Genomic DNA, 13,832 nt, shown 5'->3' on the forward strand with positions numbered 1-13,832 from the left:
TTCCCCTTCTCTCGGGCAGGGGATCCACGGTCGGGCGCGCCAAAATGCGAGCTATTACGCAAAGTTCCTGGAGCCAGCGCGTTTTTGATGGTTTATAAAGTAAAACTAATTTGTAAACTCACCGCCCGGCTCTTGCGAAAATCTATAGCGGTGCTAATGTGAGCGCACCTAACAGAATAATCTGATTTCGGGTCTCTTTTGCCGTCCTGGCAAGTTAGTCCAGGTTTTATCAAGGAATTTGTAGTATGCGTAAAATCGCATTGTTCATTGCGATGCTTCTGATTCCGTGCATGTCGTTTGCCGGGCTGCTCAGCAGCAACAGCTCCACCACGCCGATCAGCAAAGAATATAAACAGCAGTTAATGGGATCCCCGGTTTATATTCAAATCTTCAAGGAAGAGCGCACGCTCGATCTGTTTGTAAAAATGGGCGAAACATATCAGCTGCTTGATAGCTACAAAATTTGTAACTATTCCGGCGGGCTGGGCCCGAAACAGCGTCAGGGCGATTTCAAAAGCCCGGAAGGTTTTTACAACGTTCAGCGTAACCAGCTAAAGCCGGATAGCCGCTTCTATAAAGCCATCAACATCGGTTTCCCGAACGCCTATGACCGTGCTCACGGTTATGAAGGGAAATACCTGATGATCCACGGTGCCTGCGTGTCTGTCGGCTGCTACGCGATGACCGACTCCGGCATTGATGAGATTTTCCAGTTCGTAACCGGCGCACTGGTCTTTGGGCAGCCTAACGTTCAGGTCAGCATCTATCCGTTCCGCATGACCGATGCCAATATGGCGCGCCATAAGTACTCTTACTACGCCGATTTCTGGAAACAGCTGAAGCCGGGTTATGACTACTTTGAGCAGACCCACAAGCCGCCGGTAGTCTCTATCGTCGATGGCCGTTACGTGGTCAGCAAACCGCTGAGCCACGAAGTCGTCCACCCACAGTTGGCGTCAAATTACACGGTCCCCGAGACAAAATAGCACCCACTCGCCTGGCATAATCTTTTGCCAGGTTTCGTTGCCCGTCAGCGGCTGCGTTGCAATAACGGTGACCACATCGTTCGGTGTGGTCTCCTTCTGAAAGTCTATCTCCACATCCTGATCGAGCAGCGTAGCAACGCCAAACGGCGCACGGCGCGTGATCCAGAAGAGATTCGTCGAGCAGAACGCCATCACGTAGCGCCCGTCAGACAACAGCATGTTAAACACGCCTTTTTCACGCAATTCGGCTGCCAGCGTCGCGATGTATTTGAATACGGCGGCCATATTGCCGGGCGTGCGCGGATAACGTTCTGTCAGCTTATGCAGCAGCCAGCAGAAGGCCTTCTCGCTGTCCGTTTCGCCCACCGGACGGAAGTTGCCCGTTTCCAGAGATTTATAGCCCGTAAGCTGCCCGTTGTGCGCGTAAGTCCAGTTACGGCCCCACAGCTCGCGGGTAAAGGGATGGGTATTTTCCAGCGCAACTTCGCCGCGGTTTGCCTGGCGAATATGCGCGATCACCGAACAGGATTTAATGGGATAGTCCTGCACCAGTTTGGCAATCGGTGAGTTAAAGCTGGGCTGTGGATCTTTGAACGTGCGACACCCTTTGCCTTCGTAGAAGGTGATGCCCCAGCCGTCTTTATGCGGCCCGGTTCCCCCACCGCGCTGAACCAGCCCGGTGAAGCTAAAGCAGATATCGGTTGGCACATTGGCGCTCATCCCGAGCAGTTCGCACATACATCACCTCCACAACAGCGGGGGGCACCGGCGCCCCCCAGCGAAGTCTTACTTAACCATCTCTTTTTCGATCAGCTGGATCAGGATGTGGATCACTTTGATGTGAATTTCCTGAACGCGATCTGCATAGCCGAAGTGCGGAACGCGAATTTCGATATCCGCCGTACCGTCCATCTTACCGCCATCTTTCCCGGTCAGGGTGATGACCTTCATGCCTTTTTCACGCGCGGCGGCGATCGCTTTGATCACGTTCGCGGAGTTACCGGAGGTAGAGATACCCAGCAGCACGTCACCTTCACGGCCTACTGCCTCAACGTAGCGGGAAAAGATGTGGTCGTAACCGAAGTCGTTGCCTACGCAGGAGATGTGGCTCACGTCGGAAATCGCAATCGCCGGGTAGCCCGGACGGTTTTCGCGATAGCGTCCAGTCAGCTCTTCGGCGAAGTGCATGGCATCACAGTGGGAACCGCCGTTACCGCAGGAGAGCACTTTGCCACCGGCCTTAAAACTGTCGGCCAGCAGGACCGCCGCGCGCTGAATAGCGTGAATATTGGCATCATCTTTCAGAAAGTTCGCCAGCGTTTCCGCCGCTTCGTTCAGTTCGTTACGAATAAGATCCTGGTACATGAGGATAATCCTTCAGTATTGATGAAATAACACAGTGGAGTGTACCGGATAGCGGGAAAAGCGAGAAGCTAAAGCCATGCGAATCGTCCGGCGTTTTGATTTTTTGTGCCGGCGAAAACGCGAACAATGTGAACCAGGTTGTAATTATTTTGTAAACACATTGCTAAAGGAATTCACATCAACTACAACCATATCATCACAAGTGGTCAGACCTCCTACAAGCAAGGGAGCTTTTCTTTATGATGATTTTGAGCATTCTCGCAACCGTTGTACTGCTCGGTGTGTTGTTCTATCACCGCGTCAGTTTATTCCTGAGCAGCCTGATTCTTCTGGCCTGGACGGCTGCGCTTGGCGTCGCAGGTCTCTGGAATATCTGGATTTTGGTCCCTCTTGCCATCATTCTGCTGCCGTTTAACCTGGCCCCGATGCGTAAGTCGATGATCTCCGCGCCGGTATTTAAAGGCTTCCGCAAAGTGATGCCGCCGATGTCGCGCACCGAGAAAGAAGCGATTGATGCGGGCACCACCTGGTGGGAAGGCGACCTGTTCCAGGGTAACCCGGACTGGAAAAAGCTGCACAACTATCCGCAGCCGCGCCTGACCGCCGAAGAACAGGCCTTTATTGACGGCCCGGTGGAAGAAGCGTGCCGCATGGCGAACGACTTTGCTATCACCCACGAAATGGCCGACCTGCCGCCGGAGCTGTGGGCGTACCTGAAAGAGCATCGCTTCTTCGCGATGATCATTAAGAAAGAGTACGGCGGTCTTGAGTTCTCCGCTTACGCGCAGGCTCGCGTGCTGCAAAAGCTGGCGGGCGTCTCCGGGATCCTGGCGATTACCGTCGGCGTACCGAACTCCTTAGGCCCGGGCGAACTGCTGCAGCATTACGGTACGGAAGAGCAGAAAGATCACTATCTGCCGCGACTGGCGCGCGGTCAGGAAATCCCGTGCTTCGCGCTGACCAGCCCGGAAGCAGGCTCCGATGCAGGCGCAATCCCGGATACTGGCGTGGTCTGTATGGGCGAGTGGCAGGGCCAGCAGGTGCTGGGCATGCGCCTGACCTGGAACAAACGCTATATCACCCTGGCACCTATCGCCACCGTGCTCGGCCTGGCCTTTAAGCTCTCCGACCCGGAAAAACTGCTGGGCGGTGAAGAGGATCTGGGCATTACCTGTGCGCTGATCCCAACCTCGACGCCGGGCGTTGAAATTGGCCGTCGTCACTTCCCGCTGAACGTGCCGTTCCAGAACGGCCCGACCCGCGGCCAGGATATCTTCGTGCCGATTGACTACATCATCGGCGGCCCGAAAATGGCCGGTCAGGGCTGGCGCATGCTGGTGGAATGTCTGTCGGTGGGTCGCGGTATTACCCTGCCGTCGAACTCAACCGGCGGCCTGAAGTCCGTCGCGATGGGAATTGGCGCTTATGCCCACATTCGCCGTCAGTTCAAAATCTCCATCGGCAAGATGGAAGGTATCGAAGAGCCGCTGGCGCGCATCGCGGGCAACGCCTACGTGATGGACGCCGCTGCATCCCTGATTACCTACGGCATCATGCTGGGCGAAAAACCGGCCGTGCTGTCCGCGATTGTGAAGTACCACTGTACCCATCGCGCGCAGCAGTCGATTATTGACGCGATGGATATCGCAGGCGGTAAAGGCATTATGCTCGGCGAAGGCAACTTCCTGGCGCGCGGCTATCAGGGCGCACCGATTGCCATCACCGTGGAAGGGGCCAACATCCTGACCCGCAGCATGATGATCTTCGGCCAGGGTGCGATTCGCTGCCATCCGTACGTGCTGGAAGAGATGGCCGCTGCGCAGAATAACGACGTGGACGCCTTCGACAAGCTGCTGTTCAAACATATCGGTCACGTGGGCAGCAACAAGGTGCGGAGCTTCTGGCTGGGCCTGACGCGTGGCCTGACCAGTGCGACGCCAACCGGCGATGCGACCAAACGTTACTACCAGCATCTGAACCGTCTGAGCGCCAACCTGGCTCTGCTGTCCGACGTTTCCATGGCGGTGCTGGGCGGTAGCCTGAAGCGTCGCGAGCGTATCTCCGCCCGTCTGGGCGACGTGCTGAGCCAGATCTTCCTGGCCTCTGCGGTGCTGAAACGCTACGACGACGAAGGCCGTCAGGAAGCGGATCTGCCGCTGGTGCACTGGGGCGTGCAGGATGCGATGTATCAGGCGGAACAGGCGATTGACGACCTGCTGGCGAACTTCCCGAACCGCTTTGTGGCTGGCGCTCTTCGCGTGGTGATCTTCCCGACCGGTCGTCATCATCTGGCGCCGTCCGACAAGCTGGACCACAAAGTGGCGAAGATCCTGCAGGTTCCGAGCGCCACCCGCTCCCGCATTGGCCGCGGTCAGTATCTGGCGCCAACGCCGCATAACCCGGTGGGCCTGCTGGAAGAGGCGCTGCTGGACGTGATGGCCGCCGACCCGATTCACCAGAAAATCTGCAAACAGCTGGGTAAAAACCTACCGTTTACTCGTCTGGACGAACTGGCGAAACAGGCGCTGGCCGGTGGCATTATCAATAACGACGAAGCTGCGCTGCTGGTGAAAGCTGAAGAGAGCCGTCTGCGCAGTATTAACGTGGATGATTTCGAACCGGAAGAGCTGGCGACGCAGCCGGTAAAGCTGCCGGAGAAGCACCGCAAACCTGAAGCGGCATAACCCGCTTCGCTCTGACAAACCCCGCCCGGTGCGGGGTTTTTTATTGCCACATTTTCTCGTAATGACGTGCTACAGTGTCAAAAAGGGGTCGTTTGAGGAGTCTGTATCGTGCCTGGTTTGAAGATTTCGATTTTGCAGCAGCCTTTAGTGTGGATGGATGGCCCTGCCAACCTGCGCCACTTTGATCGTCAACTGGAAGAGATTACCGGGCGAGATGTGATTGTCCTGCCGGAGATGTTTACCACCGGCTTCGCGATGGAAGCGGCGAAACAGTCGATGCCCCAGGAAGAGGTGGTCGCCTGGATGCATGCCAAAGCGCAGCAAACCAACGCGCTGATCGCCGGGAGCGCCGCACTGCAGACGGAACGCGGCCCGGTGAACCGCTTCCTGCTGGTTGAGCCGGAAGGAAAGGTGCATTTTTACGATAAACGCCACCTGTTCCGCATGGCCGATGAACATCATCATTATGAAGCCGGTAACGAACGCGTGGTGTTCGAGTGGCGCGGCTGGCGTATTCTGCCGCTGGTCTGCTACGACCTGCGCTTCCCGGTGTGGTCGCGCAACCGCAACGATTACGACCTGGCGCTGTACGTCGCCAACTGGCCCGCGCCGCGCTCGCTGCACTGGCAGGCGCTGCTGGTGGCTCGCGCGATTGAGAACCAGGCGTACGTGGTGGGCTGTAACCGCGTGGGGACGGACGGCAACGGCCACCACTATCGCGGCGACAGCAGGGTGGTGAATCCGCAGGGCGAGATTATTGCCACCGCCGAACCGCATCAGGCGACGCGCATTGATGCGGAGCTGTCGTTGACGGCGCTGAAGGAGTATCGGGAGAAGTTCCCGGCGTGGCAGGATGCGGATCCGTTTAGCATTGGGTGAAAAAATGCCGGGTGGCGGCTACGCCTTACCCGGCCTACCAATGTTGCTCGCTTCTTTTAACTCACTAACGCCTGCCCGTCCTTGCGGCTCTCCGTCGCGGCCACGTAGTGCCCTTCCGGCATACGATAGATCACCTGCGCACCGCCGAAGTTGTAATCCTGGAGCGGATCTTCCACCACGATCTGATGCCCGCGCTCGCGCAGCGCGGCAATGGTGTTGCGATCAAACGTCGATTCAACAATCACTTCCCTGCCCTGCACCACGCGCCAGCGCGGCGCGTCGATGGCCGCCTGCGGGTTTTGCCCGTGCAGCATAATGCGCAGCGCCATCTGCATGTGCCCCTGCGCCTGCATCGGGCCGCCCATCACGCCGAAGGACATCAGCGGCTGGCCGTTGCCGTCCATCGCAAAGCCCGGAATGATGGTGTGGAAAGGACGCTTGCTGCCCGCCAGCGCGTTCGGGTGTTTGGGATCGAGCACAAAGCCGCAGCCGCGGTTTTGCAGGCTGATTCCGGTATCCGGCACCACAATGCCTGAACCGAAGCCCATAAAGTTGGACTGGATAAACGAAACCATCATCCCGCTGGCGTCCGCGGTGCTGATGTAGACCGTGCCGCTCTGCGTCGGTGAACCGTACACAAAGTCAGAGGCGTTATCGCGATCGATAAGCGCCGCACGCGACTTCAGATAGTGGTCGCTCAGCAGCTCTTTTGCTGCGAACTCCATATGTTCTTCATCCGCCACGTAGCGGTCGAGATCCGCCAGCGCCAGCTTCATGGCTTCAATGGATAAGTGCAGAGACTGCACGGAGTCCGGATGATGTTTCTCAATGCCGCACTGCTCCAGAATACCGAGCGCAATCAGCGTGGCGATCCCCTGCCCGTTTGGCGGCAGCTCCTGTACCGAGCCGCCCGCGAAGTCGCGCGACAGCAGTTCAACCCAGTCCACGCGATGGTTTGCCAGATCTTCCGCTGACAGGTGCGCGCCGTGCTCCTGGGCGAAGGCGGCAATTTTCTGCGCCAGCTCGCCGCGGTAAAAGGCTTCACCGTTGGTTTTGGCAATCAGCTCCAGCGAATGAGCCTGCGCCGGATTACGGAAGATCTCCCCCACGCGCGGGGCGCGGCCTTCCGGCGCAAAGCAGGCGCTAAAGCCCGGCTGATCTTTCAGCTTGTTATAGCCGCGCTGCCAGAGATGACCAATCAGCGGCGAGACCGGGAAGCCGTTGCGCGCGTAGTCAATCGCAGGCTGCGCCAGCGTGGTCAGCGGTAGCGTGCCGAAGCGTTCTGCCAGGGCCACCCAGCCCGACACCGCACCCGGCACCGTCACCGCGTCCCAGCCGATTTCCGGCACTGCGCTTTTACCGGCAAACAGATCCGCATGCCAGCTGGCCGGCGAGCGCCCGGACGCGTTCAGGCCGTGAAGTTTTTCACCGTCCCAGACGATGGCAAAGGCATCGCTGCCGATGCCGTTGCCGGTCGGCTCAACAACGGTCAGCGCCATGGCGGTGGCAATGGCCGCATCGACGGCATTACCACCCAGCTGCAGCATTTTCATTCCCGCCTGCGCCGCCAGCGGCTGCGAAGTGGCAACGGCGTTGTGGCCCATCATCGGCGGGCGGCGTGAAGCGTAACCGGATGTAAAATCAAGCGCTTTGGTCATCATGACTCCTTAGTCGTGGCGCGGATCGAGCGCATCGCGCAGCCCGTCGCCAAGTAAATTAAAGCCCTGCACGGCAAGGAAAATCGCCACGCCGGGGAAAACGGACATCCACGGCGCCTGCTCAAGGAAACCTTTCGCGGTATTGAGCATGGACCCCCAGGACGGATTGGGCGGCTGCTGCCCCAGCCCTAAAAACGACAGGCTGGCTTCGGCAATAATCGCCGAGGCAATGGCCAGCGTGGCCTGAACCAGGATCGGCGACATCACGTTTGGCAGAACGTATTTAATGATGATCCAGCGATCCGGCAGGCCTATCGCCCGCGCGCCGTCGATGTACTCTTCGTTGCGAATGGCGATCACCTGCCCGCGCGTCAGGCGGGCGAAGATCGGCATCGCCGAAAGACCGATGGCGATCATCGCATTGGTCAGGCTCGGGCCTAAAAATGCCCCCAGCGCGATCGCCATGATCAGGAACGGACAGGCCAGCAGCGCCTCGATAAAGCGCGAGATGACGCCGTCCCACATCTTCTGGAAGTAGCCCGCCACCAGCCCCAGCGGCACGCCGATGACCACCGCGATAACCACCGACATACAGCCCGCCATCAGCGAGGTTCGCGCTCCCCAGATAATGCGGGACAAAATGTCGCGCCCCAGCTCGTCGGTGCCGAACCAGTACATCGCTGACGGCGCTTTGCGCACCGCGAGGAAGTTGGCTTTAACCGGGTCAAACGGGGCGATCCACGGCGCCAGCAGCGCCACCAGCACAAAGAAACCCACCACAAGCGCGCCAATCACCGCGCTTTTATTGGCGAGGAATTTCTTCAGCACCCGGTTCTGCGCGCGCGGCAGCGCGGGGGCTACGGTTTGCGTCGTCAGTTCCGCCATCGTTAACCTCGCATTTTCGGGTTGATAAGGACGTAAAGCACGTCGGCCAGCAGGTTGAGCAGCAGGAAGCCGATCGCCACGATCAGCACCACGCCCTGCACCACCGCGTAGTCACGGTTGAACACCGAGTCGACGATCATCTTGCCAAAGCCCGGAATGGTGAACACCTGCTCGGTCAGCACCGCGCCGCCCAGCAGCTCGCCGAACAGCAGCGTGGTGAGGGTGATCACCGGCACCAGCGCGTTGCGAAACGCGTGCTTTAGAATGACCGCCTTCGGCAGCAGCCCCTTGGCGCGTGCGGTACGGATATAATCCGCTTTCAGCACCGCAATCATCGACGCGCGGGTATGGCGCATCAGCGTCGCCGCCAGCCCGGTTCCGAGCACGGACGCGGGCAGCAGCAGCGTGCGCAGGTTCTGAAGCGGATCTTCACTGAACGGCACGTAGCCGGACGCGGGCAGCCACTGCAGGTTCACCGAGAAGACCAGAATCAGCAGGATCCCCAGCCAGAAGTGGGGAATAGAGATCCCTGAGATCGCCACGAAGTTCGCCCCGTGATCGACCCAGCTGTTTTTGTTCACCGCCGCAAGGATCCCCATGCTGATGCCAAACACCAGCGCAATAATCATCGCCAGCAGCGACAGCTCCAGCGTAACCGGCAGCTTGCTGGCGATAAGCTCGGTCACCGGCTCGTGCGTGCGCAAGGAGACGCCCAGATCGCCCTGCAGCGCCCGCGTCAGCCAGTGGAAATACTGAACCGGGATCGGCGCATCCAGGTTCAGCTCCGCGCGCAACTGGGCGATCACCGCCGGATCGCGTTCCTCACCGGCCATCGCAATCAGCGGGTCGCCGGGCAGCAGCTTTTGCAGCCCGAACACCATCATGCTCACCAGCAGTAGCGTCGGGACGGCCAGCAGCAGACGTTTGCAAATCAGTTCCAGCATGGGTTCTCCTCAGGACGTTTATTTCGCCAGCGTCAAACCCGCCAGACGCACGATGCCGTCCGGGTAAGGCTTAAAGCCCTGCACGCGCTTGTTCAGGCCAAAAATGCGCGGCTCGAAGTAGAGGTAGGCAATCGGCATGTCGGTTTGCAGCTGCTTTACCACCTTGTCATACAGCGGCTGGCGTGCGGCCTGGTCGGTGCTCTGGCGCGCCTGCGTCAGCCACTCATCGACCTGCGCGTTGCTGTAACGGCCGTCGTTAAGCGTGCCATTGCTGTGGATAAAGCCGTATATGCTGCCGTCCGGATCCGGGCGACCCGACCAGCCGGAGAAGCTCAGCTGATAATCACCGCTCTGCTGGCGATCCAGCAGCGTGGCAAATTCGGTCATCTGCAGGTTCAGCGTGAAGCCGGCCTCGGCGACCATTGCCTGCAATACCTGACCCACCTGCTGCGAGGTTGGGTTGTTCGGCACCAGCAGGTTGACGGTCAGCGGCGCGGTGACGCCTGCCGCTTTGAGCAGCGCTTTGGCTTTATCAACGTTGCGCGGCGGAACCGGCAGATTCACGTGATACGGGCTCACCGTCGAAAACGCCTGGTTTGCCGGGGTGTAGAGGCCTTCGAAGACCACCTGGTTTAACGCATCACGGTCGATGGCCTGAGAAAACGCCTCGCGCACGCGGGCATCTTTGAACGGATCGTTCGCCGGGACCTTGCCGTTGTTAATATTGAAGGTGATCCCCTGATAGCCCAGGCCGGTGACCTTCGCCAGCGCCAGCTTGCTGTCGGCTTCGACGGTTTTGACGTCGCTGGCGGCGATGCCTTCGGTCAGATCCAGATCGCCCGCGCGCAGGTTCGCCAGACGCACGGAGGCATCCGGGATCGGCAGATAGATAATTTTGTCGAAGTGGTAGGCGCCTTTGTTCCAGTAGTTGTCGAAGCGGGTCAGAACGATGCGGTCCTGCGACACGCGGCTGTCGAACTTGTACGGGCCGGAACAGACCGGATGGGCGGCAAAGTCAGGCTTTTTCGCGGCCTCGGGCGCCATCATCGCGCCCGCGCGGTCGGTAAGCTGCATCAGCAGAGCGGCGTCCGGCGTTTTCAGGTGCAGCACTATCTGCATCGGGCCGGTGACCTCTACCGATTCCACGGAGGAGATCTCGCTTTTCCGCAGGGAGCCTTTGAGGGTCAGGGCGCGGTCCAGGTTGTATTTCGCGGCGGCGGCATCGAATTTCTCTCCGTCATGGAAGGTCACGCCTTCGCGCAGATCCATGGTCAGCGTTTTGCCGTCGGCGCTCCAGGCCCACGATTTCGCGAGACCTGGCACGACCTTCAGATGCTCGTCGACGTCCACCAGCCTGTCGCACAGTGAGGCAAACACGAAGCGGCCATAGTAGGTGCGCGCCAGGTGCGGGTCAAGCATGTCCGGGTCTGCTCCCAGACCGATTCGCAGCACGCTTTCAGAATGGGCGGGCAGCGCCGCGCCAAGCAACATAACACTTCCCAGTACGGTCAAAAGAGAATTACGCATTGTCATTATCATGAGTTCCTTGAAGGAAGGGAGGAGTGAGTGGCCGCGTGTTCAAACAGCGCGCGGCGGCGCAGAAAAGCTGCGGATGGCGGTGCGATCTGGATAACGCTGCGATCGCGGTTAATCTCCTGCCAGCGGTGGCAGGCAACCTGACGCCCGCCGTCGAGCACCTGATTAATCGGCTCGACCTGGCGGCATTCGTCGGTGACGTACGGGCAGCGGGTGTGGAAGCGACAGCCCGACGGCGGGTTCGCCGGGTTCGGCAGATCCCCCTGCAGCAGCGGCGCGTCGCGCTCAATACCCGGCTGCATCTGCGGCGCCGAGGCGATCAGCGCCTGGGTGTAAGGGTGCAGCGGTGCGTCAAAGATCTCGTCGACGGTGGCAAGCTCAACGATCTGCCCAAGGTACATCACCGCCACGCGGTCGCTCATGTGGCGGATCACCGCCAGACCGTGGGCGACGATCACCATCGTCAGCCCCAGCTGGTGCTTCAGGCTCTCCAGCAAATTAACCACCTGCGCCTGCACCGACACATCCAGCGCGGAAACCGGCTCGTCGCCCAGCAGCAGCTTTGGCCCCGAAGCCAGCGCGCGGGCAATGCCGATACGCTGGCGCTGCCCGCCGGAAAACTCGTGCGGATAGCGCCCGGCCCAGGCGGCAGGCAGGCCAACGGTCTTGAGCAGCTCCGCGACGCGGTACTGACGATCCGCTTTCTTCATGTTCTGGTGCAGCCACAGCGGCTCACCGACGATTTGCTCCACCGTCATGCGCGGGTTCAGCGAGGCAAAAGGATCCTGAAAAATAATCTGCAGTTCGCGCCGGAGCTGGTTCAGACGGGCGCCTGTGGCGTGGGTAATCTCCTCCCCCTGATAAAACACGCGTCCTTCGCTGGCGGCCAGCAGACGCAGCAGCAGACGGCCAAGGGTGGATTTCCCGGAACCGGACTCGCCGACAATCGCCAGCGTTTCGCCCGGCATCACGGCAAGCGAAACGCGATCGACCGCTGTGACAAACCGGGCCGGGGAAAAGAGTTTTTTCGGACCGGGGAAAAGCTTGCTGAGGTCCCGGGCTTCAAGAATGGGCGTGGTCATGCGGTCTCTCCCAGGGCAATGTGGTGTTCGAGCGGCACGCGGAAGCAGGCGACCTGATGGCCCGCGCCGAGCGTGGTGAGCTGCGGTTTTTCATCATGACAGCGCGACTGCGCAAACGGGCAGCGCGTCGCGAAACGGCAGCCTTGCGGCATGGATTCCGGGAGCGGGACCGTTCCGGGAATGGTAGAGAGCTGGCCTTTGCGTGCGCCCAGCGAAGGGATCGAGCCCATCAGGCCGATGGTGTACGGGTGCTGCGGGTCAGCGAATATTGCCTCAACGCTTCCCTGCTCTACCACCTGTCCGGCATACATCACCGCCACCTGCTGGGCGACTTCGGCCACCACGCCCAAATCGTGGGTGATCATCAGCACCGCCGTGCCGGTTTCCTCTTTTAGAGTGTTCAGCAGGGTCAGGATTTGCGCCTGGATGGTGACGTCGAGCGCGGTGGTGGGTTCATCGGCAATCAGCAGTTTAGGGTGGTTGATCAGGGCCATGGCAATCATCACGCGCTGGCGCATGCCGCCGGAAAGCTGGTGCGGATACGCCTTGAGGCGCATCTCCGCCGCCGGGATCTGCACCTTTTCAAGGATCTGCAGCGCGACCTTCATCGCCTCCGGGCGCGTAACGTTCTGGTGACGCATGACCGCTTCACTGAGCTGATCGCCTAACGTGAAGGCCGGATTAAGCGAGGTCATCGGCTCCTGGAAAATCATCGCCAACTCGCTGCCGCGCAGGTCGGCATACTCCCGCGGCGAGAGCTTGCGCAGGTCGTGGCGGCGAAACTGCATCTCGCCGCTGACAATCTGCGCGCTGGCGGGCAGTAAACCCATCAGCGCCAGTGAGGTGATACTTTTCCCGCAGCCGGACTCCCCCACCAGCGCCAGCGTTTCGCCCGCTTTGACCGTCAGGGAAATGCCGTCCAGGACGCTGACCGGCGAGCCGGAAAACTTAACGTTGAGATTATTCAGCCGGAGTACAGGCGTGGAGTCCTTAAACGGGATCGTCGTCATAGCGTGAAATCATCCTCAAGGTGGATCGCCTGAATCAGGGCGTTTTGCAGGCTAAGCAGGTGTTCGCGCATGGCGGCCGCTGCTTCATTAGGCTGGCGATGGATAATCGCGGACATGATCTTGTGATGGTGGTCGTTGTAGCTGTCGACACGTTCGGGCGTGCGGGCTAATTCACGCAGATGCTGCCAGCCGGGTTCGCGCCGCACGGCGTCAATGGCGTCAAACAGGCCGAGCATCAGGCGATTGCCCGCCGCCTCGGCAATGGCGCGGTGAAAGGCGCTATCCCAGAGTTCATTGAGATCGCGGTCATCCGGGCTGACCTTGTCGATGCGTTCCAGCATGCGCTGCATGAGCGCGAGGTTTTCCCTGGTGGCACGCAGTGCCGCAAGCCGGGCTAAGCCGGGTTCGATCTGTATACGAGCTTCCATCACTTCCAGCAGATTGGTCTGCTGAACCAATCCCTGAAGGGCCAGCGGTTCAACAGGGGCAGCCGGACCAATAAAGGTGCCTTTGCCCTGTTTACGCCAGATCCGCCCTTCTTCTTCCAGCACGTCCAGCGCGCGACGCACTTCGCGTCGTCCTACGCCGAGTGTTTCCGACAGCTCACGTTCCGTGGGCAGCGGAGTGCCTGGTGTTGACTCATGCTGGTTGATTAGCCCGCGCAGTTGCTCAAGCGCGGTGCTGGAATTGGCCAGAAACCGTGACGGTTTTTCCATATTGGTTCGCTCACTATCATCGTTATTTTCTTTTTATGAACGATAAGTTATTGATATGGCGTGCTACTTATCGTGCTAATGATTAAG

The 13,832-nt window shown here is 59.7% G+C and carries 12 protein-coding genes; 3 read left to right on the forward strand and 9 right to left on the reverse strand.

Annotated elements, in window-relative coordinates:
* The first annotated feature begins 245 nt into the window (after nt 1-245).
* Complete coding sequence (gene dpaA / locus A6013_RS14520) at nt 246-986, forward strand: peptidoglycan meso-diaminopimelic acid protein amidase (protein ID WP_041911140.1); 741 nt, start codon at nt 246-248, stop codon at nt 984-986.
* On the opposite strand, the gene A6013_RS14525 is transcribed toward dpaA, so the two are convergent.
* Nucleotides 957-1,724, reverse strand: a complete 768-nt coding sequence (locus A6013_RS14525; protein ID WP_028012073.1) for a class II glutamine amidotransferase — start codon at nt 1,722-1,724, stop codon at nt 957-959. The genes dpaA and A6013_RS14525 overlap by 30 nt on opposite strands.
* A gap of 48 nt (nt 1,725-1,772) precedes the next feature.
* A complete protein-coding gene (gene lpcA, locus A6013_RS14530; protein ID WP_003863232.1) occupies nt 1,773-2,351 on the reverse strand; it encodes a D-sedoheptulose 7-phosphate isomerase in 579 nt (192 codons plus the stop codon).
* 239 nt (nt 2,352-2,590) lie between these two features.
* Here lpcA and fadE point away from each other — a divergent pair, with 239 nt between their 5' ends.
* Together fadE and A6013_RS14540 are read left to right on the forward strand one after the other, a co-directional pair.
* Complete coding sequence (fadE, locus tag A6013_RS14535) at nt 2,591-5,035, forward strand: acyl-CoA dehydrogenase FadE (RefSeq protein ID WP_028012072.1); 2,445 nt, start codon at nt 2,591-2,593, stop codon at nt 5,033-5,035.
* Nucleotides 5,036-5,143: 108 nt separating this feature from the next.
* Nucleotides 5,144-5,914 carry an amidohydrolase gene (locus A6013_RS14540; protein WP_041911141.1) on the forward strand — a complete coding sequence of 257 codons (771 nt, stop codon included), beginning with the start codon at nt 5,144-5,146 and terminating at the stop codon, nt 5,912-5,914.
* A 56-nt stretch (nt 5,915-5,970) separates the two neighbouring features.
* Here A6013_RS14540 and A6013_RS14545 read toward each other — a convergent pair whose 3' ends face one another.
* The 7 genes from A6013_RS14545 to A6013_RS14575 are packed head-to-tail and all read right to left on the reverse strand — an operon-like array spanning nt 5,971 to nt 13,745.
* Nucleotides 5,971-7,572, reverse strand: coding sequence for a gamma-glutamyltransferase family protein (locus A6013_RS14545; RefSeq protein WP_059357368.1), 1,602 nt, complete (start codon nt 7,570-7,572; stop codon nt 5,971-5,973).
* A 9-nt stretch (nt 7,573-7,581) separates the two neighbouring features.
* On the reverse strand, nt 7,582-8,457 hold the full coding sequence (locus A6013_RS14550) for an ABC transporter permease (RefSeq protein ID WP_028012069.1): 876 nt from the start codon (nt 8,455-8,457) through the stop codon (nt 7,582-7,584).
* Nucleotides 8,458-8,459: 2 nt separating this feature from the next.
* Nucleotides 8,460-9,401 carry an ABC transporter permease gene (locus A6013_RS14555; protein ID WP_028012068.1) on the reverse strand — a complete coding sequence of 314 codons (942 nt, stop codon included), beginning with the start codon at nt 9,399-9,401 and terminating at the stop codon, nt 8,460-8,462.
* 18 nt (nt 9,402-9,419) lie between these two features.
* Nucleotides 9,420-10,934: an ABC transporter substrate-binding protein gene (locus A6013_RS14560; RefSeq protein ID WP_175437387.1), complete on the reverse strand. Its 1,515-nt coding sequence runs from the start codon at nt 10,932-10,934 to the stop codon at nt 9,420-9,422.
* Nucleotides 10,935-10,936: 2 nt separating this feature from the next.
* Complete coding sequence (locus tag A6013_RS14565) at nt 10,937-12,019, reverse strand: ABC transporter ATP-binding protein (RefSeq protein WP_045259782.1); 1,083 nt, start codon at nt 12,017-12,019, stop codon at nt 10,937-10,939.
* The gene (locus A6013_RS14570) at nt 12,016-13,029 is read right to left on the reverse strand and encodes an ABC transporter ATP-binding protein (RefSeq protein WP_045630680.1); all 1,014 of its coding nucleotides are present in this window, start codon (nt 13,027-13,029) and stop codon (nt 12,016-12,018) included. Before A6013_RS14570 ends, A6013_RS14565 begins: the two co-directional genes overlap by 4 nt.
* Nucleotides 13,026-13,745: a FadR/GntR family transcriptional regulator gene (locus A6013_RS14575; RefSeq protein ID WP_028012064.1), complete on the reverse strand. Its 720-nt coding sequence runs from the start codon at nt 13,743-13,745 to the stop codon at nt 13,026-13,028. The genes A6013_RS14570 and A6013_RS14575 overlap by 4 nt, the downstream gene beginning before the upstream one ends.
* Nucleotides 13,746-13,832: the final 87 nt, after the last annotated feature.

This window comes from Enterobacter sp. IF2SW-B1, assembly GCF_001743375.1.
In the GTDB taxonomy this organism is placed as follows: domain Bacteria; phylum Pseudomonadota; class Gammaproteobacteria; order Enterobacterales; family Enterobacteriaceae; genus Enterobacter; species Enterobacter bugandensis.